This is a genomic window from Pseudomonas sp. TE4620 (genome assembly GCF_056279045.1).
This window is the reverse complement of the sequence record NZ_JBWBQO010000001.1, coordinates 3899493-3919382: the sequence shown is the minus strand read 5'-3', so window position 1 is coordinate 3919382 and position 19890 is coordinate 3899493. Positions and strand designations below refer to the sequence as shown.

The following is a 19890-nucleotide window of genomic DNA, read 5'->3' as shown; positions in this document are numbered from 1 at the left end:
CATTGTGAAACTATCGTGAATCTGGACCGGCTGCCTTTATAGCAGCCCCAAGGCCCTGATTTCCAATGGCGCTTGTGCAGTCCAGGGAGCCTTTTGTGGGAACTTTCCGTGATGTACGGATATCCATAGAAGGATGCCCGCACGCCACAATGCCGCGGCGACGCATGGCAGGCGCCCCTTGAAGGCACTGTTTGCGTATTCGAGACCCGATTATCGACGCAGCCGGCCGTGACCGCGCTGCGTTTTTCGTGCGAGCCGACCAAGGGCCGCAGGAAACTTGCTTGGAGGGGAGAACTTTTGCGCAAAGCCCGAGTCTATGGTTGCAAGCCTGAACGATGGCAGGTGCAACGCTCCTTCGAGTTCACTGAGGAGTGTTCATGCTAACCCAGGAAGAGGATCAGCAGCTTGTCGAGCGCGTGCAGCGTGGCGACAGGCGAGCGTTCGATCTGTTGGTGCTGAAGTATCAGCACAAGATTCTCGGGTTGATCGTGCGTTTTGTCCACGACACCCATGAAGCCCAGGATGTGGCGCAGGAAGCTTTCATCAAGGCTTACCGGGCGCTTGGTAATTTTCGCGGGGACAGCGCCTTTTATACCTGGCTGTACCGCATTGCCATCAACACGGCAAAAAACTATCTGGTGTCCCGCGGTCGGCGGCCACCAGACAGCGATGTAAGTTCCGAGGATGCGGAATTTTACGACGGCGATCATGGCCTCAAGGATCTGGAGTCCCCCGAGCGCGCGTTGTTGCGAGATGAGATCGAAGGCACCGTCCATCGGACCATCCAGCAACTGCCAGAAGATTTGCGTACGGCGTTAACTTTACGTGAATTCGATGGTCTGAGTTACGAGGACATTGCGAGCGTCATGCAGTGTCCGGTGGGTACCGTGCGCTCTCGAATCTTCCGCGCTCGGGAGGCCATAGACAAAGCCCTGCAGCCGTTGTTGCAGGAAACCTGAGACAGCGGCGACAGCCAAGAGAGGAACCGCCATGAGTCGTGAAGCTTTGCAGGAATCGCTGTCCGCGGTGATGGATAACGAAGCGGACGAACTGGAATTACGACGGGTGTTGAATGCCGTCGATGATCCCGAAACCCGTGCCACCTGGTCGCGTTACCAGGTAGCCCGTGCAGCCATGCACAAAGAGCTGGTACTGCCACAGCTGGATATCGCCTCGGCCGTATCCGCAGCCCTGGCCGATGAAGCCGCTCCGGCCAAGGTCTCCCGTGGACCCTGGCGCAGCCTGGGCCGCCTGGCCGTTGCCGCTTCGGTGACTGTCGCGGTACTGGCCGGTGTACGCCTGTACAACCAGGACGAAATCAGCGGTGCCCAGCTGGCTGCCCAACAACCGGCGCAGCAAGGCCTGAGCTTGCCACAAGCACAGGGCCCGGCCGTATTGGCAGGCTATAGTGAAAGTGCAGAACAGCCAGGCCCGATGGCCAATGGCGTGCTGCAGGGGCAAACCGGCTGGCACGACCAGCGTCTGCCTGGCTACCTGCGTCAGCATGCTCAGGAAGCAGCCCTCAAGGGTACCGAGAGCGCTCTGCCGTATGCACGTGCAGCCAGCCTGGAAAATCGCTAAGTAAGGAGGATCATGCGCGCGCTACCTCTCATACCGCTGCTGCTGGGTGGCTGGTTGACGCTACCGGCCCTTGCCGCCAACTCCTCTGCGCAGGCAGGTGACTGGCTCAAGCGTCTGGCCCAGGCCGAGCAACAGCAGAGTTATCAGGGTACTTTCGTTTACGAGCGTAACGGTAGCTTCTCCACCCACGACATCTGGCATCGCGTCCAGAGCGGCAAAGTCAGCGAGCGGCTGTTGCAGCTCGATGGCTCGGCCCAGGAAGTCGTGCGTGTCGACGGGCAGACCCAGTGCGTAAGCGGGGCCCTGGTACCGGGAGTGGCCAACACGCCGGAGTCTGCGGCGCGAGTGCTTGATCCTCTGAAACTGATGAGCTGGTACGACCTCGGGGTCGCCGGCAAATCGCGGGTGGCCGACCGTGAAGCGGTAATCGTCACCCTTACCCCGCGTGATCAACACCGCTATGCCTTCGAGCTGCACCTGGATAAAGACACCGGGCTGCCGCTCAAGTCGTTGATGCTCGACGACGGTGGGCGATTGCTCGAGCGTTTCCAGTTCACTCGCCTGAATACCGCCGTCGCACCAAGCGATGAACAGCTCAAGGCCAGTGGCATCTGCAAGCCGGTTGCCCAACTGACCGCGCAGGCTGCACAACCTGTCACCGGCTGGCGATCGGACTGGTTGCCACCTGGATTCGAGCTGATCACCAGCTCCGTGCGCAAGGACCCGCAAAGCAAGAATGCCGTCAGCAGCCTGATGTACGACGACGGCCTGGCGCGCTTTTCGGTGTTCGTCGAAGCCCTCGACAAAGGCTCGGCCGCCGATATCCGCACGCAGCTGGGCCCGACGGTCGCCGTCTCGCGGCGCCTGACCACGCCCCAGGGCGAAATGATGGTGACTGTGGTGGGCGAGATCCCTATCGGCACCGCCGAACGCATTGCGCTGTCCATGCGCGCCCAGGATGCCCAGGCTAAAAAATGAGGCGCAGGCAATGAGGCTGACAGGTCGAGGATTGCTTGGCTGACATGATTGGCAAGCTTTGCAGTTTGCAAAAACTCCAGAATTTTTCTATAGGTCAGTCCTTTCGGGGGCTGGCCTTTCCTGCTTCTGCAGGTCCCTACTGCTAACCACGCTCGTTGTGACGGGAGCCGTATGTCAATACCACGCTTGAAAACCTACCTATCGATGGTCGCCGCCGTGTTCATGCTCGGTCAGGTGCTCACCGCCCAGGCCGAAGCCCTGCCGGACTTCACCACCCTGGTCGAGCAGGCCTCGCCTGCGGTGGTGAACATCAGTACCAAGCAGAAACTGCCGGACCGCAAGTACGCCGCCGGGCAGATGCCTGATCTTGAAGGCCTGCCGCCGATGTTCCGCGAATTCTTCGAGCGCAACATGCCGCAGACGCCGCGTTCGCCGCGCGGTGACCGCCAGCGTGAAGCGCAATCGCTGGGTTCGGGCTTCATCATCTCCAGCGACGGTTACGTGCTGACCAACAACCATGTGGTCGCCGACGCCGATGAGATCATCGTCCGCCTGTCGGACCGCAGCGAGCTGCAGGCCAAGCTGGTCGGCACCGACCCGCGCACCGACGTGGCCCTGCTCAAGGTCGAAGGCAAGGACCTGCCGACCGTCAAGCTGGGTGACTCCGAGAAGCTCAAGGTCGGTGAGTGGGTGCTGGCCATCGGTTCGCCGTTCGGCTTCGACCATTCGGTGACCAAAGGTATCGTCAGTGCCAAGGGCCGCACCCTGCCCAACGACACCTACGTGCCATTCATCCAGACCGACGTGGCGATCAACCCGGGTAACTCCGGTGGCCCGCTGTTCAACATGAACGGCGAAGTGGTGGGTATCAACTCGCAGATCTTCACCCGTTCCGGTGGCTTCATGGGCCTGTCGTTCGCCATCCCGATCGATGTCGCGCTGGATGTTTCCAATCAGCTGAAGAAAGACGGCAAGGTCAGCCGCGGCTGGCTGGGCGTGGTGATTCAGGAGGTCAACAAGGACCTGGCTGAGTCCTTCGGTCTCGACAAGCCGGCCGGTGCCCTGGTCGCCCAGGTGCTGGAAGATGGCCCGGCCGCCAAGGGTGGCCTGCAGGTCGGTGACGTGATCCTGAGCATGAACGGTCAGCCGATCGTCATGTCTGCCGACCTGCCGCACCTGGTCGGTGGCCTCAAGGATGGCGCCAAGGCCAAGCTCGACATCATCCGCAATGGCAAACGCCAGTCGCTGGACATCACCATCGGCGCACTGCCGGATGAAGATGCCGACATCACCACCAACGCCAATGGCGGCGTCGAGCGCAGCAGCAACCGCCTGGGTGTGTCGGTGGCCGACCTGACCGCCGAGCAGAAGAAGTCCCTCGAGCTCAAGGGCGGCGTGGTCATCAAGGAAGTCCAGGACGGTCCGGCAGCGCTGATCGGCCTGCGTCCGGGCGACGTCATCAGTCATCTGAACAACCAGGCGATCCTTTCGGCCAAGCAGTTCACCGAAATCGCCAAAGAGCTGCCGAAGAACCGTTCGGTGTCGATGCGCGTCCTGCGTCAGGGGCGCGCCAGCTTCATCACCTTCAAACTGGCTGAATAAGCCGGCTTGAGCAGAAAAGGGCAGCCTCGGCTGCCCTTTTTTCTGGGCGCCGCGCAGGTTTCCCGGGGCATGCACCGATTTCCCACAATCGCGGTACCCACAGTTCACGTGACGCCAACGTCAAGCTTCAGGTACAATTCCCGGCTATTTTTCGGTGGGCGTCCGGCCCGCAGCCTTTTTGAGTGTTGACCCGTGAGTGATTTGAGTCATATCCGCAATTTCTCTCATCATCGCCCACATTGACCATGGCAAGTCGACCCTGGCCGACCGCTTCATTCAGATGTGCGGTGGCCTGACTGCGCGTGAAATGGAGGCCCAGGTACTCGATTCCATGGACCTGGAGCGTGAACGCGGTATCACCATCAAAGCCCACAGCGTCACCCTGCACTACAAGGCGCAAGACGGCAAAACCTATCAGCTGAACTTCATCGACACCCCCGGCCACGTTGACTTCACCTACGAAGTCAGCCGCTCGCTGGCGGCCTGTGAAGGTGCCTTGCTGGTGGTCGACGCCGGCCAGGGTGTAGAAGCCCAGTCGGTCGCCAACTGCTACACCGCCATCGAGCAGGGCCTTGAGGTCATGCCGGTACTGAACAAGATGGACCTGCCCCAGGCCGACCCGGACAAGGTCAAGGACGAGATCGAGAAGATCATCGGTATCGACGCCACCGACGCCGTGGCCTGCAGTGCCAAGAGCGGCATGGGCGTCGACGAGGTGCTCGAGCGCCTGGTGCACACCATCCCGGCGCCTACCGGTGACATCGAGGCGCCGCTGCAGGCGCTGATCATCGACTCCTGGTTCGACAACTACCTGGGCGTTGTCTCCCTGGTGCGTGTCCGTCACGGCCGGGTGAAGAAGGGCGACAAGATCCTGGTCAAGTCCACCGGCAAGGTCCACCTGGTCGACAGCGTCGGTGTGTTCACCCCCAAGCACACCCAGACCGCTGATCTCAAGGCCGGCGAAGTAGGCTTCATCATCGCCAGCATCAAGGACATTCACGGCGCGCCGGTGGGTGACACCCTGACCCTGAGCACGACCCCCGAGGTCGAGGTGCTGCCAGGCTTCAAACGTATTCAACCGCAGGTGTATGCCGGTCTGTTCCCGGTCAGTTCCGATGATTTCGAAGATTTTCGTGATGCATTGCAGAAACTGACCCTGAACGACTCGTCGCTGCAGTACCTGCCGGAAAGCTCCGACGCCCTGGGCTTCGGCTTCCGTTGCGGCTTCCTCGGCATGCTGCACATGGAGATCATCCAGGAGCGCCTGGAGCGCGAGTACGACCTGGACCTGATCACCACCGCGCCGAGCGTAATCTTCGAGGTCAAGCTCAAGACCGGCGAAACCATCTACGTCGACAACCCGTCGAAGCTGCCGGACGTGTCCTCGGTCGAAGACTTCCGTGAGCCGATCGTATCGGCCACCATCCTGGTGCCGCAGGAGCACCTGGGCAACGTCATTACCCTGTGCATCGAGAAGCGTGGCGTACAGCGCGACATGCAGTTCCTCGGCTCGCAGGTGCAAGTACGCTACGACCTGCCGATGAACGAAGTGGTACTGGACTTCTTCGACCGCCTGAAGTCCACCAGCCGCGGCTACGCCTCGCTGGACTATCATTTCGACCGCTACCAGTCGGCTAACCTGGTCAAGCTCGATGTACTGATCAACGGTGACAAGGTCGACGCCCTGGCGCTGATCGTGCACCGCGACAATGCGCACTACAAGGGCCGCGCATTGACCGAGAAGATGAAGGAACTGATTCCTCGGCAGATGTTCGATGTGGCAATCCAGGCCGCCATTGGCGGGCAGATTGTTGCGCGTACGACTGTCAAGGCGCTCAGAAAGAACGTACTGGCCAAATGCTACGGTGGTGACGTTAGCCGTAAGCGCAAGCTGTTGGAGAAGCAGAAGGCCGGTAAGAAACGCATGAAACAGGTCGGTAACGTGGAAATCCCACAAGAAGCCTTCCTCGCCGTGCTCAGGTTGGATAGTTAGGTCCTATGTCGCTAAATTTCCCGCTGTTGCTTGTCATCGCCGTCGCCGTCTGCGGTCTGTTGGCCCTGGTCGACCTGCTGTTCCTGGCCCCGCGCCGGCGTTCGGCGATCGCCAACTATCAGGGCAGCGTCAGCCAGCCAGAAATGGCAGTGGTCGAGCGCCTGAACAAGGAACCGTTGCTGGTCGAGTACGGTAAATCGTTCTTCCCGGTGCTGTTCATCGTCCTGGTGCTGCGCTCGTTCCTGATCGAGCCGTTCCAGATCCCTTCGGGGTCGATGAAGCCGACCCTGGAAGTGGGCGACTTCATCCTGGTGAACAAGTTCTCTTACGGGATCCGCCTGCCGGTGATCGACAAGAAGGTCATCGAGGTGGGTGATCCGCAGCGTGGCGATGTCATGGTGTTCCGCTACCCGAGCGACCCGAACGTCAACTACATCAAGCGTGTGGTTGGCCTGCCGGGCGATCAGATTCGCTACACCAGCGACAAGAAGCTGTTCGTCAACGGTCAGGCGATCGCCGAGCAGCTGGTCGGCACCGAGCCGGGTACCCTGGGCAGCGCCGAGCTGTACAAGGAAAAGCTCGGTGAAGCCGAGCACCTGATCCGCAAGGAAATGAGCCGCTACCGCATGCCGCCTGACCAGCAATGGACAGTCCCGGCCGGCCATTACTTCATGATGGGCGACAACCGCGACAACTCCAACGACAGCCGTTACTGGGATGATCCCAACATTCCCAAGGAACTGCACGGCATGGTCCCGGACCAGAACATCGTCGGCAAGGCCTTTGCGGTCTGGATGAGCTGGCCAGAGCCTAAACTGAGCCACTTCCCGAACCTGTCGCGGGTCGGCCTGATCAAGTAACACTACAACGGCGCTGTCCTGGGACAGCGCCGAATGCGTTTCTGGCATAGGCTGTGTTCAGGGAAGCCTGGATGCAACCGATCACCCCGGCCAGCGAGCATGAGCCAAACAGTCTTTCAGGATGTTGATTTGAACAATGCGTTAAATCCGACGGTAGCCCCGATGGCGGCGTACCGAGTTGCAAAGTGTGAGCCCCGCGCCCAGGCGTGCGGGCTGAATTTCGGCCACGAACTGCGCGTGGGTACACTGTGAGCGTTTCCTTGAGCCGCCTCGAGCGCCAGCTCGGCTACACCTTCAAGAACCAGGAGCTGATGCTGCTGGCCCTGACGCACCGCAGTTTTGCCGGGCGCAACAACGAACGCCTCGAGTTCCTCGGCGATGCGATCCTCAACTTCGTCGCCGGTGAAGCGCTGTTCGAGCGCTTCCCCCAGGCCCGCGAAGGCCAGCTGTCGCGCCTGCGTGCGCGGCTGGTCAAGGGCGAGACCCTGGCGGTACTGGCCCGGGGCTTTGACCTGGGCGAATACCTGCGCCTGGGTTCGGGCGAGCTGAAAAGCGGCGGTTTTCGCCGCGAGTCGATCCTGGCCGATGCCCTGGAGGCGCTGATTGGCGCCATCTACCTGGATTCGGACATGCAGACCGCTCGCGAGCGGGTACTGGCATGGCTGGCGGGTGAATTCGAAAGCCTGACCCTGGTCGATACCAACAAGGACCCGAAAACCCGTCTGCAGGAATTCCTGCAGTCGCGGGCCTGCGAACTGCCGCGCTACGAAGTGGTGGATATTCAAGGTGAACCCCATTGCCGGACGTTTTTCGTCGAATGCGAAGTGACCCTTTTGACTGAAAAAAGCCGAGGGCAAGGCGTCAGCCGGCGTATCGCCGAGCAAGTCGCGGCCGCCGCAGCACTGATCGCCCTGGGCGTGGAGAATGGCAATGACTGATACCAACACTACCCGCTGCGGCTATGTCGCCATTGTCGGCCGCCCGAACGTCGGCAAGTCGACCCTGCTCAACCACATCCTCGGGCAAAAGCTCGCAATCACCTCGCGCAAGCCGCAGACCACCCGCCACAACATGCTCGGGATCAAGACCGAAGGTGATGTGCAGGCGATCTACGTCGATACCCCGGGCATGCACAAGAGCAACGAAAAGGCGCTCAACCGTTACATGAACAAGACCGCTTCGGCCGCCCTCAAGGACGTCGACGTGGTGATCTTCGTGGTTGACCGCACCAAGTGGACCGACGAAGACCAATTGGTGCTCGAGCGCGTGCAGTACGTGCAGGGCCCGGTGATCCTGGCGATCAACAAGACCGACCGGATCGAAGAGAAAGCCGACCTGATCCCGCACCTGCAATGGCTGCAGGAGCAACTGCCGAACGCCGAAATCGTGCCGATCTCGGCCCAGCAGGGGCACAACCTCGAGGCACTGGAAGGGCTGATCGCCAAACACCTGCCGGAAAACGAGCACTTCTTCCCGGAAGACCAGATCACCGACCGCAGCAGCCGCTTCCTGGCCGCGGAACTGGTGCGCGAGAAGATCATGCGCCAACTCGGCGCCGAGCTGCCGTACCAGATCACCGTCGAGATCGAAGAGTTCAAGCAGCAGGGCAAGATCCTGCACATCCATGCGCTGATCCTGGTCGAGCGTGACGGCCAGAAGAAGATCATCATTGGCGACAAGGGCGAGCGGATCAAACGCATCGGCTCCGAGGCGCGCAAGGACATGGAAGTGCTGTTCGACGCCAAGGTCATGCTCAACCTCTGGGTCAAGGTCAAGGGTGGCTGGTCCGACGACGAGCGCGCCCTGCGCTCGCTGGGCTACGGCGACCTCTGATCGCTCCAGGCCCGGTAGCGTCCGCCGCCGGGTCGAACCTTTTCTGAAGCGCCGCTCATGGAACTGCCAGTTGGCCAACCGGCCTACGTGCTGCACAGCCGGGCCTACCGTGAAACCAGCGCGCTGGTGGATTTCCTCACCCCGCAAGGACGCCTGCGCGCGGTCATGCGCCGTGCCCGTGGCAAAGGCGGCAGCCAGGTGCGGCCGTTCGTCCCGCTTGAAGTCGAGTTTCGCGGCCGCGGCGAGCTGAAGAACGTCGGCCGTCTGGACAGCGTCGGTGTCGCTGCCTGGCTGCACGGCGATGCGCTGTTCAGCGGGCTGTACCTCAACGAGTTGCTGATTCGCCTGCTGCCGGCTGAAGACCCGCATCCGGTGGTATTCGAGCACTATGCGGCGACCTTGCAGGCGCTGGCCGCCGGTCGCCCGCTGGAGCCGCTGCTGAGGGCGTTCGAGTGGCGCCTGCTGGACGAACTGGGTTATGCCTTCGCTCTCGATCACGACGTCAACGGCGATCCCCTTGCGGTCGATGGCCTGTACCGCTTGCAGGTCGATGCCGGGCTCGAGCGCGTCTACCTGTTGCAGCCGGGGCTGTTCAACGGTGCCGAGCTATTGGCCATGGCTGAAGCCGCCTGGGAAATCCCCGGTGCCCTGGGCGCCGCCAAGCGCCTGATGCGCCAGGCCCTGGCCGTACACCTGGGCGGTCGGCCGCTGGTCAGTCGCGAACTGTTTCGCAAGCGCTGAACAACGTCGTATGCTGTGGGGCTCAATCTTCAGGAGAGCCTCTTCGTGACTCAAAGCAACCGCATGCTGCTCGGCGTGAACATCGACCACGTGGCGACCCTGCGCCAGGCGCGTGGTACCCGCTACCCGGACCCGGTCAAAGCCGCGCTGGACGCCGAAGAAGCCGGTGCCGATGGCATTACCGTGCACTTGCGCGAAGACCGCCGGCACATCCAGGAGCGTGACGTGCTGCTGCTCAAGGATGTGCTGCAGACGCGCATGAACTTCGAAATGGGCGTCACCGAAGAAATGATGGTGTTTGCCGAGCGCATTCGCCCGGCGCACATCTGCCTGGTTCCGGAAACCCGTCAGGAGCTGACCACCGAAGGCGGCCTGGACGTCGCCGGCCAGGAAGCACGGATCAAGGCTGCGGTTGAGCGCCTGTCGCGTCTGGGCGCGGAAGTGTCCTTGTTCATCGATGCTGACGAGCGCCAGATCGAAGCCTCGCGCCGTGTCGGTGCGCCGGCCATCGAGCTGCACACCGGCCGTTATGCCGATGCGCAAACCCCGAGCGAAGTGGCTGAAGAGCTCAAGCGCGTGGCCGACGGCGTAGCCTTTGGGCTCGGCCAGGGCCTGATCGTCAATGCCGGTCACGGCCTGCATTACCACAACGTTGAAGCGGTGGCGGCGATCAAGGGCATCAACGAACTGAACATCGGCCATGCGCTGGTGGCCCATGCGCTGTTCGTTGGCTTCAAGTCGGCGGTAGCGGAGATGAAGGCGCTGATTCTGGCGGCCAGCCGGCACTGAGATTGTCCGGGGCTGCTTTGCAGCCCATCGCCGGCAAGGCCAGCTCCCACAAAGTAAGCAACCCTGTGGGAGCCGGCCCGATCAGCCAACCTGATCGGCAAACACCAGGCTAAACCGCGTCACCCCCTGCAGCTCGCTCTGCACCTCAACCCGCCCGCCATGCACCTGCATGATCGAGCGCACGATTGCCAGCCCCAGCCCGGTACCGCCTTCCAGGCGCGAGCGCCCCGAGCCCACGCGGTAAAAGCGCTCGAACAGGTGCGGCAAATGCATCGCGGCAATACCGGGACCGCGATTTTCCACTGATACCCACACCGAGCCGTCGCGGCGTTCAATCGCGATGTTGATCGGCTGGCCCTCATCGCCATGGCGAATCGCATTGCTGAGCAGATTCGACAGCGCCCGCTGCACCATCAAGCGATCACCCAGCACCGTGCCCCAGCCCTGTACGCGCAGGGCAATACCTTTTTGCTCGGCGTTGCATTCGAACAGTTCGCAAACCCGCTGCACCTCGTCGGCCAGCACCACCGGCTTGAGCGGCACCTGCGCCTGCGGCTGGCTGACCTGGGCGAGGAACAGCATGTCGTTGATGATGCGATTCAACCGGGTCAGCTCTTCGATGCTGTTTTCCAGCGCTTCACGGTATTGCTCGTTGGATCGCTCGCGGGTCAGGGTGACCTGGGCCTTGCCCATCAGGTTGCCGATGGGCGTGCGCAGTTCATGGGCAAGGTCGTCGGAAAACTGCGACAACCGCTGCACGCCGTCGTCCAGGCGGTCGAGCATGATGTTGATACCACCGGCCAGATCGCCCAGTTCTTGCGGCAGGCCGGTTTCCGGCAGGCGGTGGCTGAGGGTTTGCGCCGAGACCTGTTCGGCCACCCGGCGAAAACGGCGCAATGGCAGCAGCCCGCGCTGGACCAGCTTCCAGGCGCCCAGGCCGATCAGCACCAGCAGCAGCGGCAAGGCCCACAGAGTCGAGCCCAGGTAGGCCTGGAGCAGGGCATGGTCGTCGGCACGATTGACCGTCAGCAGCACCCGCGCCAGGGTGCCGTCCTGCAGGCGCATAAGCCGCGAGGCGGTGAGCAGGTGTTCGCCGTCCTGGTCGCGCCAGGGGCTGAAAGCCAGGTGCGGGCCGCTTTCGATCTGCAGCAAGGCGTTGGCTTCCAGGGCCGGGCCCAGAGTGAGCAGGGCTGAGTGACGGCCGGTCAGGGCAATGACGCTCAGGCTCAGGTTGTCGTGGCCCATGACCACATCCAGCAACGGATGCACCGGCGTGCCCAGGTCGGCGGCCTTGAGGTCAATCGTCAGGCTGTGTTCGATCTGCGCCATCTTGTTGGCCAGGTGCTTGCGTGCACGGCTGTCCAGCTCATGGTCGAGGGCAAATACCGCAAGGCATGCGAGCAGCAGCACCAGCGCCGCGCCCATCAGGCTGACGCTCAGGCCCAGGCGCAGCGACAGGCGCGCAGGTTTCATTCGCGGGCCTCAAGTACGTAGCCGACGCCGCGCAGGGTGTGGATCAGCTTGTTTTCGAAAGGATCGTCGATTTTCGCCCGCAGGCGGCGGATCGACACTTCCACCACGTTGGTGTCGCAATCGAAATTCATGTCCCAGACCAGCGAAATGATCTGTGTGCGCGACAGTACCTCGCCGCTCTGGCGCATCAGCAGGTGCAGCAGGGCGAACTCCTTGGCGGTCAGGTCGATGCGCTGGCCGCTGCGGTAGGCGCGGTGGCGGCTGGGGTCCAGCTCCAGGTCGGCGACCTTGAGGGTATTCGGTTGCAGGGCCTGGTCGTTGCGCCGCAACAGGCTGCGGATGCGCGCCAGCAGTTCGGGGAACTCGAAGGGCTTGAGCAGGTAATCGTCGGCGCCCAGGTCCAGGCCCTTGACCCGATCGGCCAGGCGGCCGTGGGCGGTGAGCATCATGATCCGCGTGCTGGACTCGGCGCGCAGGCGCTGCAGCACGGTCCAGCCATCGAGCTCGGGCAGGTTGACGTCGAGAATCACCAGGTCATAGGCCTGCTGGCGCGCCAGGTGCAGGCCGTCGGCGCCAGTGTGGGCGCAATCGACGATGTAGCCGTTTTCGCGCAGGCCCTGTTGCAGGTATTCGGCGGTGCGCAGTTCGTCCTCGACAATCAGTAGACGCATGGGATGACTCGTTGGCAGTGAAAGGCGCTGATTCTCAACCCTGTAGTAACTGTAAGGTCAAGCGCTGGAGTGCATTGAGCGGCGGATACTAAGCCATCCGCGCCTGCGGTTTGCCTGGATTACAGATTTGTAATACTTGAGTCATCCTGGCGATAAACCCCGATTACTAGAGTGCGGGCTCCGATCACGGCGCAGGAGTCCGCCATGTTTTGCACCCTGGAGCGGCCAGGCACAGGCCCTGGCCGACTATTGCTGGCCCTGTTGTTGCTGGCCTTGCCGTCACTGGCCCTGGCGCAGGAGCCCGTATTAACGCTGGAATCGGCGCTGCAGACGGCCCGTGACAACAACCCCGAGCTGGCTGCGGCGCGTTGGGGCATCGACATTGCCGAAGGCGAGCGGCGCCAGGCCGGTGTACTGCCCAACCCGCAACTGAGCTGGGAAGTGGAAGACACCCGCAAAGGCTCGCAGACCACCACCGTTGGCGTCAGCCAGCTGTTCGAGCTGGGCGGCAAACGGGGGGCGCGCCTGGACGTTGCCGGCCGCGATGCCGAGCTGGCGGCGCTGGAACTGGAGCGCCAGCGCAACGTGCTGCGGGCTGAGGTTATTGCTGCCTTCCAGGCCGCTGCCCAAGCCCAGGAAGGCTTGCAACTGGCCGAGCAGTCGTTGCGCCTGAGCGAGCGTGCGCTGCAAGTGGTGCAAGGCCGGGTCAGGGCCGGTAGCGCCTCGCCGGTCGAGGCTACCCGCGCCCAGGTGCAACTGTCAGAAGTGCGCCTGGAGCAGGGCCGCGCCGAGCAGGCGCTGACCGTTGCCTACCAGCATCTGGCCGCCGTCACCGGCGCCGCCAGGGTGCAGTTCAGCCGCGTTGACGGCGGCCTGCAGGCGAACAACGACATCCCCAGCCGCACACTGCTGCTCGATCGCCTGGAGCAGACGGCCGACTTGCGCCTTGCCCGCCTGCAGATCGACCAGCGCGAAGCCGCCCTGGGCCTGGCCCGCAGCCAGCGTATTCCCGACCTGACGGTCAGTGTCGGCAGCCAGTACAGCGAAACCGACCGCGAGCGCATCAATGTGGTCGGCTTGTCGGTGCCGGTTCCTTTGTTCGACCGCAACCAGGGCAATGTGCTGGCCGCTGCCCGGCGCGCCGACCAGGCCCGTGACCAGCGTAATGGCGCCGAACTGCGCCTGCGCAGCGAAGTGGTCCAGGCCCTGGCGCAGTGGAGCACGGCGGCCAGCGAGGTGCAGACCTTCGACCGCTCGATCCTGCCTTCGGCGCAGCAGGCGCTGGATGCCGCCACCCGCGGCTTTGAGCGCGGCAAGTTTGCCTTCCTTGATGTACTCGACGCCCAACGCACCCTGGTGGCTGCGCGCCTGCAATACCTGCAGGCCCAGGCCCAGAGCAGCGAGGCACGGGTGCGCCTGGAACGGATCTTTGGCGACCTGAGCCTCGCCAGTCGCTGATCGCGACCATCACCCGACACTTTGCTGAGGAACCTGCATGAACAACAAGTCCATCACGCTGCTGGTCGCGGCCCTGCTGCTCGGCCTGGGCCTGGGCGTGCTGCTGGCGCGCCAGGGCGGCCCGGTTGCCGCCGCCCCTGCCGCCGCCCACGCCCATGCCGAAGGCGATCATGAAGAAGAGGAACATGGCCAAGCGGAACAAGCCGAAGAAGGTCATGAAGAGGAGGGCGCGCTGACCCTAAGCCAGGAGCAGATAGATCTCGCCGGTATCGAGCTGGCCGCCGTTGCCCCGCGCCAACTGCAGCGCAGCCTGGCACTGCCCGGCGAGATCCGTTTCGACGAAGACCGCACCGCGCACCTGGTGCCGCGCGCAGCCGGGGTGGTCGAGTCGGTCGCCGTGGTGCTCGGCCAGCAGGTCAAGGCCGGCGATCTGTTGGCGGTGATCGCCAGCCCGCAGATCTCCGAGCAGCGCAGTGAACTGGCCGCCAGCCAGCGCCGCCTGGAACTGGCGCGCAGCAGCTACCAACGCGAGAAGGACCTGTGGCAAGAGGGCATTTCCGCCGAGCAGGATTACCAGCAGGCGCGCCAGACCCTGCAAGAGGCAGAAATCGCCCAGGCCAATGCCCGGCAGAAGATCAGCGCCCTGAGCGGCAGTGTGGTGCTGGCCGGCGGCAACCGCTACGAGTTGCGCGCACCGTTTGCCGGGCAAATCGTCGAGAAGCACTTGGTGCCGGGCGAGGTGGTCAACGAAACCAGCGCCGCCTTCACCCTTTCGGACCTGTCGCGGGTCTGGGCGACTTTCGGCGTGGCGCCCCGTGACCTGCCCAAGGTGCGCGCCGGCATGCCGGTGACCATCGTTGCCAGCGAGCTGGGCCAGCAGGTGAGTGGCACGGTTACTCATGTCGGCAGCCTGCTCGGCGAACAGACCCGTACCGCTGCGGTGCGCGTCACCCTCGACAACCCGCAAGGGGCCTGGCGCCCCGGCTTGTTTGTCGCCGTGCAGGTGCCCACCGAGCAGTATGCCGCCGCCCTCAGCGTACCGGACCAAGCCCTGCAGACCCTGGAAGAAAAGCCCACGGTGTTCGTGCGCACTGCCGAAGGCTTTATCGCCCAGGCGGTTGAGCCGGGCGCCAGTGCCAACGGTTTCGTCGAGATTCGCAAGGGCCTGCAAGCCGGCCAGCAAGTAGCGGCGCAGGGCAGCTTCATCCTCAAGTCGGAGCTGGGCAAGGCCAGCGCCGAACACGCCCACTGACCGGGAAGCTCACATGTTCGAACGCCTCATACAATTTGCCATCGAACAGCGCCTGATGGTGCTGCTGGCGGTGCTGCTGATGGCTGGGCTTGGGGTTGCCAGCTACCAGAAGCTGCCGATCGACGCCGTGCCGGACATCACCAACGTCCAGGTGCAGATCAACACCCAGGCCGCGGGCTTTTCGCCGCTGGAAACCGAGCAACGCATTACCTTCGCCATCGAAACCGCCATGGCCGGCTTGCCGGGGCTGGAACAGACCCGTTCGCTGTCGCGTTCGGGCCTGTCGCAGGTGACGGTGATTTTCGAAGAAGGCACCGACCTGTTCTTTGCCCGGCAACTGGTCAACGAGCGCCTGCAGCAGGCACGTGAACAATTGCCCGAAGGCGTTGAAGCGGCCATGGGGCCGATCTCCACCGGCCTTGGCGAGATTTTCCTGTGGACCGTCGAAGCGGCTGACGATGCGCGCAAGGCCGATGGCAGCCCGTACACGCCGACCGACCTGCGCGAGATCCAGGACTGGATCATCAAGCCGCAACTGCGCAACGTGCGCGGGGTGGCGGAGATCAACACCATCGGCGGTTTCGCCAAGGAATACCAGATTGCCCCAGACCCAAAACGGCTGGCGTCCTACAAGCTGACCCTGGGCGACCTGCTCACCGCCCTTGAACGCAACAACGCCAACGTTGGCGCCGGCTATATCGAGCGCCGTGGCGAGCAGTTGCTGATCCGCGCGCCGGGGCAACTGGCCGGTCTCGATGACATTGCCAATATCGTCCTGGCCAACGTCGACGGCACGCCGATCCGCGTGCGCAATGTCGCCGAGGTCGGTATCGGCCGTGAGCTGCGCAGCGGCGCGGCGACCGAGAACGGCCGCGAAGTGGTGCTCGGCACGGTGTTCATGCTGATCGGCGAGAACAGCCGCACGGTGTCCCAGGCGGTGGCGCAAAAGCTGGTGGAGATCAACCGCTCGCTGCCGCCAGGGGTGAGTGCGGTCACCGTCTACGACCGCACCAACCTGGTCGACAAGGCCATCGCCACGGTGAAGAAGAACCTCATCGAAGGCGCGATCCTGGTCATCGTCATTCTATTCCTGTTCCTCGGTAACATCCGTGCGGCGCTGATCACCGCCATGGTCATCCCGTTGTCGATGCTGTTCACCTTCACCGGCATGTTCAGCAACAAGGTCAGTGCCAACCTGATGAGCCTGGGCGCGCTGGACTTCGGCATCATCGTCGATGGTGCAGTGGTGATCGTTGAAAACGCGATCAGGCGCCTGGCTCATGCCCAGCAGCATCACGGCCGCCTGCTGACCCGCTCCGAGCGCTTGCACGAAGTCTTCAATGCCGCCCGCGAAGCGCGCCGGCCGCTGATTTTCGGCCAGCTGATCATCATGGTGGTGTACTTGCCGATCTTTGCCCTGAGCGGGGTCGAGGGCAAGATGTTCCACCCGATGGCCTTCACCGTGGTCATCGCCTTGCTCGGCGCCATGCTGCTGTCGGTGACCTTCGTGCCGGCGGCCATCGCCCTGTTCGTCACCGGCAAGGTCAAGGAAGACGAAAACCTGCTGATGCGCAGCGCCAAGCGTGGCTATGCGCCGCTGCTCAAATGGGTCATGAGCCATCGCCCGCTGGCGTTCTCCCTTGCCGCGATTACCGTGCTGCTTTCGGGTGTGCTGGCCAGCCGCATGGGCAGCGAGTTCGTGCCGAGCCTGAGCGAGGGCGACTTTGCCCTGCAGGCCCTGCGCGTGCCCGGCACCAGCCTGAGCCAGTCGGTGCAGTTGCAGCAGCGCCTGGAGCAAAGCGTGCTCAGCCAGGTGCCGGAGGTAGAGCGGGTGTTCGCCCGCACCGGTACCGCTGAAATCGCCTCGGACCCGATGCCGCCGAACATTTCCGATAGTTACGTGATGCTCAAGCCACAAGAGCAATGGCCCGATCCGGGCAAGAGCCGCGAGCAACTGATCGCCGATATCCAGCGTGCCAGCGCGCGGGTGCCGGGCAGCAACTATGAACTGTCGCAGCCGATCCAGTTGCGCTTCAACGAGCTGATTTCCGGGGTGCGCAGTGATGTCGCGGTGAAGGTGTTTGGCGACGACATGGCGGTGCTCAACAGCACTGCGGCGAAGATCGCCAGTACCTTGCAGGCGGTGCCGGGCGCCTCGGAAGTGAAGGTCGAGCAGACCTCGGGGCTGCCGGTGCTGACCATCGACGTCGACCGCGACAAAGCCGCGCGCTATGGCCTCAACGTCGGCGATGTGCAGGACACCATCGCCGTGGCCGTCGGCGGCCGCCAGGCCGGGACCTTGTATGAAGGCGATCGGCGTTTCGACATGGTGGTGCGTTTGTCCGACACCCTGCGTACCGATATCGACGGCCTGTCGCAGTTGTTGATACCGGTGCCGGCCAGCAGCGGCAGTGGCGGCCAGATCGGCTTTATCACCCTTAGCGATGTCGCCAGCCTTGAGCTGGTGCAAGGCCCCAACCAGGTCAGCCGTGAAGATGGCAAGCGCCTGGTGGTGGTCAGCGCCAACGTGCGCGGTCGCGATATCGGCTCGTTCGTCGACGAGGCGGCGGCGTGCATCGACAGCCAGGTGAGCATTCCGGCCGGTTACTGGACCCGCTGGGGCGGTCAGTTCGAGCAGTTGCAGTCGGCGGCGCAGCGCCTGCAAGTGGTGGTGCCGGTGGCGTTGCTGCTGGTGTTCGGCCTGTTGTTCATGATGTTCAACAACCTCAAGGACGGGCTGCTGGTGTTCACCGGCATTCCGTTTGCCCTGACCGGCGGGGTGGTTGCCCTGTGGCTGCGGGATATCCCCTTGTCGATCTCGGCGGGCGTGGGCTTTATTGCCCTGTCTGGGGTCGCGGTGCTCAACGGCCTGGTGATGATTGCCTTTATCCGCGGCCTGCGCGAGCAAGGTCGTTCGCTGCACCAGGCGATCGACGAAGGCGCACTGACGCGTTTGCGCCCGGTGCTGATGACTGCCCTGGTGGCATCCCTGGGCTTTATTCCCATGGCCCTGGCCACCGGCACCGGTGCTGAAGTGCAGCGACCGCTGGCCACTGTGGTGATCGGCGGCATTCTCTCGTCGACGGCGCTGACCCTGCTGGTACTGCCGGCGTTGTATTACTGGGCGCACCGCAAGGATGAAGAGCAGGAGGTCGCATCCGAGGTGACGAAACTGTAATTCGCCGCTCATCTTCGGGTTATTCAGCCCTTGTCAGGATACCCAAGGCGCCCGCATTGCGGGCGCCTTGGGTATCTCTGCCAATAATCAGGAGTTGAAGATGGGGAACAAATCCACAGCCTGTTTTACCGGCGCCCTGGCCCTGGCCAGTTGTGCGACCGCCAATGCCGTCAGCCAGCCCGCAGGCGGAGGCTTTGTCGAAGACAGCAGCCTGACGGTGCTCAGCCGTAACTTCTATTTCAACCGCGACTACCGTAACGGTGAGCAATCGCCTACCGGCAAGGCCGGTTACGCCGAAGCCTGGGCCCAGGCCTTTATCGCCCGCTTTGAGTCAGGTTACACCGAGGGCACGGTCGGCTTTGGCCTGGATGCCCACGCCATGCTCGCCCTCAAGCTCGACAGCGGCGATGGCCGCAGCGGCGGGCGCAGTTCGTTCGACATGCTGCCGGTGGACCGCAATGGCGATACCGCCAGCAACTTCAGCAAGCTCGGTGGCGCGATCAAGGCGCGTTTGTTCGACACCGAGCTCAAGTTCGGCGACGTGTTCCCGACCACCCCGGTGGTGCATTTCGGCGACTCGCGGCTGTTGCCGGAAAGCTTCACCGGCTGGACCCTGGAGAACACCAGCCTGGCTGGCCTGAAAGTGCAGGGCGGGCGCCTGCATGCCATGAGCCAGCCGCTGTCGAGCAACAACCGCGACGGTTTCGTGACTTTCTACGCCGGCCCCGTGGATTCGCCCTGGCTGGGCTATTTCGGCGGCGATTACCAGGCCACCGACAACCTCAGCCTGAGCCTCTACAGCAGCCGCCTGAAGGACGCCTGGGACCAGTACTACGCCGGAGTCAGCTACAAGTACCCGATCACCCGCGACCTCACCGGCTTTACCAGCTTCAACTACTACAAGGCCAAGGACGAGGGCCAGCAACTGCTCGGCACGTTTGACAACGACATCTGGAGCGCCCGCGTCGGTGTCAGCTACGGCGCCCACACCTTGGCCTTGTCGCACCAGCGCAACCAGGGTGACAACGATTTTGACTACCTGCGCCAGTCCGACTCGATCTACCTCGACAACTCGATCCAGTACAGCGACTTCAACTCGCCGAAAGAGCGCTCGTGGATGCTCCGTTACGACCTCGACATGGCCGCCTATGGCGTGCCGGGCCTGTCGTTCATGAGCCGCTACGGGCGCGGCAGCGGCATTGATTACTCCGATGCCAACGGCGTGTACATGCGCCGCGATGCCGAGGGCAACCCGCTGACCGGGCAGAAGCGCTGGGAGCGCGATATCGAGGCGAAGTATGTGGTGCAGTCCGGCAGCCTCAAGGACCTGTCGCTGCGCGTGCGCCAGGCCACGACCCGGGCCACGGCATTCGAATCGGACCTCGATGAGGTGCGCCTGATTGTCGAGTATCCGCTGAGCGTGCTGTAAGGCGAATCTTGCAGCACTGTAATGTCCGCCTCACCTTGGCGTTAGCTTGCCC

At 63.2% G+C, this 19890-nt stretch carries 15 protein-coding genes and 1 pseudogene; 14 read left to right on the top strand and 2 right to left on the bottom strand.

Annotation, left to right across the window (positions count from 1 at the left end):
* The first annotated feature begins 377 nt into the window (after positions 1 to 377).
* The 10 genes and pseudogenes from rpoE to pdxJ all read left to right on the top strand — a co-directional run bounded on the left by rpoE (position 378) and on the right by pdxJ (position 10377).
* Positions 378 to 959, top strand: a complete 582-nt coding sequence (gene rpoE / locus ACZ9A3_RS18095) for an RNA polymerase sigma factor RpoE/AlgU (protein WP_010220971.1) — start codon at positions 378 to 380, stop codon at positions 957 to 959.
* A gap of 31 nt (positions 960 to 990) precedes the next feature.
* A complete protein-coding gene (locus tag ACZ9A3_RS18090) occupies positions 991 to 1581 on the top strand; it encodes an RseA family anti-sigma factor (RefSeq protein ID WP_038999040.1) in 591 nt (196 codons plus the stop codon).
* Positions 1582 to 1593: 12 nt separating this feature from the next.
* Positions 1594 to 2559 carry a MucB/RseB C-terminal domain-containing protein gene (locus ACZ9A3_RS18085; protein ID WP_045197627.1) on the top strand — a complete coding sequence of 322 codons (966 nt, stop codon included), beginning with the start codon at positions 1594 to 1596 and terminating at the stop codon, positions 2557 to 2559.
* A 204-nt stretch (positions 2560 to 2763) separates the two neighbouring features.
* Positions 2764 to 4161, top strand: a complete 1398-nt coding sequence (locus tag ACZ9A3_RS18080; protein ID WP_176794323.1) for a DegQ family serine endoprotease — start codon at positions 2764 to 2766, stop codon at positions 4159 to 4161.
* Between the two features lie 192 nt (positions 4162 to 4353).
* Positions 4354 to 6154 (top strand): annotated as a pseudogene (lepA, locus tag ACZ9A3_RS18075) (translation elongation factor 4).
* A gap of 5 nt (positions 6155 to 6159) precedes the next feature.
* Positions 6160 to 7014: a signal peptidase I gene (gene lepB / locus ACZ9A3_RS18070; protein ID WP_045197633.1), complete on the top strand. Its 855-nt coding sequence runs from the start codon at positions 6160 to 6162 to the stop codon at positions 7012 to 7014.
* Positions 7015 to 7262: 248 nt separating this feature from the next.
* Complete coding sequence (gene rnc / locus ACZ9A3_RS18065) at positions 7263 to 7952, top strand: ribonuclease III (RefSeq protein ID WP_010220977.1); 690 nt, start codon at positions 7263 to 7265, stop codon at positions 7950 to 7952.
* Positions 7945 to 8847 (top strand): GTPase Era, encoded by a 903-nt coding sequence (era, locus tag ACZ9A3_RS18060; RefSeq protein WP_045197636.1) that lies wholly within the window; start codon positions 7945 to 7947, stop codon positions 8845 to 8847. Before rnc ends, era begins: the two co-directional genes overlap by 8 nt.
* Before the next feature lie 57 nt (positions 8848 to 8904).
* A complete protein-coding gene (gene recO / locus ACZ9A3_RS18055) occupies positions 8905 to 9588 on the top strand; it encodes a DNA repair protein RecO (RefSeq protein WP_045197638.1) in 684 nt (227 codons plus the stop codon).
* A gap of 63 nt (positions 9589 to 9651) precedes the next feature.
* Complete coding sequence (gene pdxJ, locus ACZ9A3_RS18050; RefSeq protein ID WP_267954166.1) at positions 9652 to 10377, top strand: pyridoxine 5'-phosphate synthase; 726 nt, start codon at positions 9652 to 9654, stop codon at positions 10375 to 10377.
* A gap of 81 nt (positions 10378 to 10458) precedes the next feature.
* Here the strand turns inward: pdxJ and ACZ9A3_RS18045 are convergent, their stop codons facing one another.
* Together ACZ9A3_RS18045 and ACZ9A3_RS18040 are read right to left on the bottom strand one after the other, a co-directional pair.
* Positions 10459 to 11850, bottom strand: a complete 1392-nt coding sequence (locus ACZ9A3_RS18045) for a heavy metal sensor histidine kinase (RefSeq protein WP_476252972.1) — start codon at positions 11848 to 11850, stop codon at positions 10459 to 10461.
* On the bottom strand, positions 11847 to 12521 hold the full coding sequence (locus tag ACZ9A3_RS18040) for a heavy metal response regulator transcription factor (RefSeq protein WP_476252971.1): 675 nt from the start codon (positions 12519 to 12521) through the stop codon (positions 11847 to 11849). Before ACZ9A3_RS18040 ends, ACZ9A3_RS18045 begins: the two co-directional genes overlap by 4 nt.
* 204 nt (positions 12522 to 12725) lie before the next feature.
* Between ACZ9A3_RS18040 and ACZ9A3_RS18035 the strand changes: the two genes are divergently transcribed.
* The 4 genes from ACZ9A3_RS18035 to ACZ9A3_RS18020 all read left to right on the top strand — a co-directional run bounded on the left by ACZ9A3_RS18035 (position 12726) and on the right by ACZ9A3_RS18020 (position 19838).
* The gene (locus tag ACZ9A3_RS18035) at positions 12726 to 13979 is read left to right on the top strand and encodes a TolC family protein (RefSeq protein ID WP_476252970.1); all 1254 of its coding nucleotides are present in this window, start codon (positions 12726 to 12728) and stop codon (positions 13977 to 13979) included.
* A gap of 37 nt (positions 13980 to 14016) precedes the next feature.
* The gene (locus tag ACZ9A3_RS18030; RefSeq protein WP_093380059.1) at positions 14017 to 15231 is read left to right on the top strand and encodes an efflux RND transporter periplasmic adaptor subunit; all 1215 of its coding nucleotides are present in this window, start codon (positions 14017 to 14019) and stop codon (positions 15229 to 15231) included.
* Positions 15232 to 15244: 13 nt separating this feature from the next.
* Complete coding sequence (locus tag ACZ9A3_RS18025) at positions 15245 to 18409, top strand: CusA/CzcA family heavy metal efflux RND transporter (RefSeq protein ID WP_476252969.1); 3165 nt, start codon at positions 15245 to 15247, stop codon at positions 18407 to 18409.
* 100 nt (positions 18410 to 18509) lie between these two features.
* On the top strand, positions 18510 to 19838 hold the full coding sequence (locus ACZ9A3_RS18020) for an OprD family porin (protein ID WP_093380064.1): 1329 nt from the start codon (positions 18510 to 18512) through the stop codon (positions 19836 to 19838).
* The last annotated feature ends 52 nt before the right edge of the window (positions 19839 to 19890 follow it).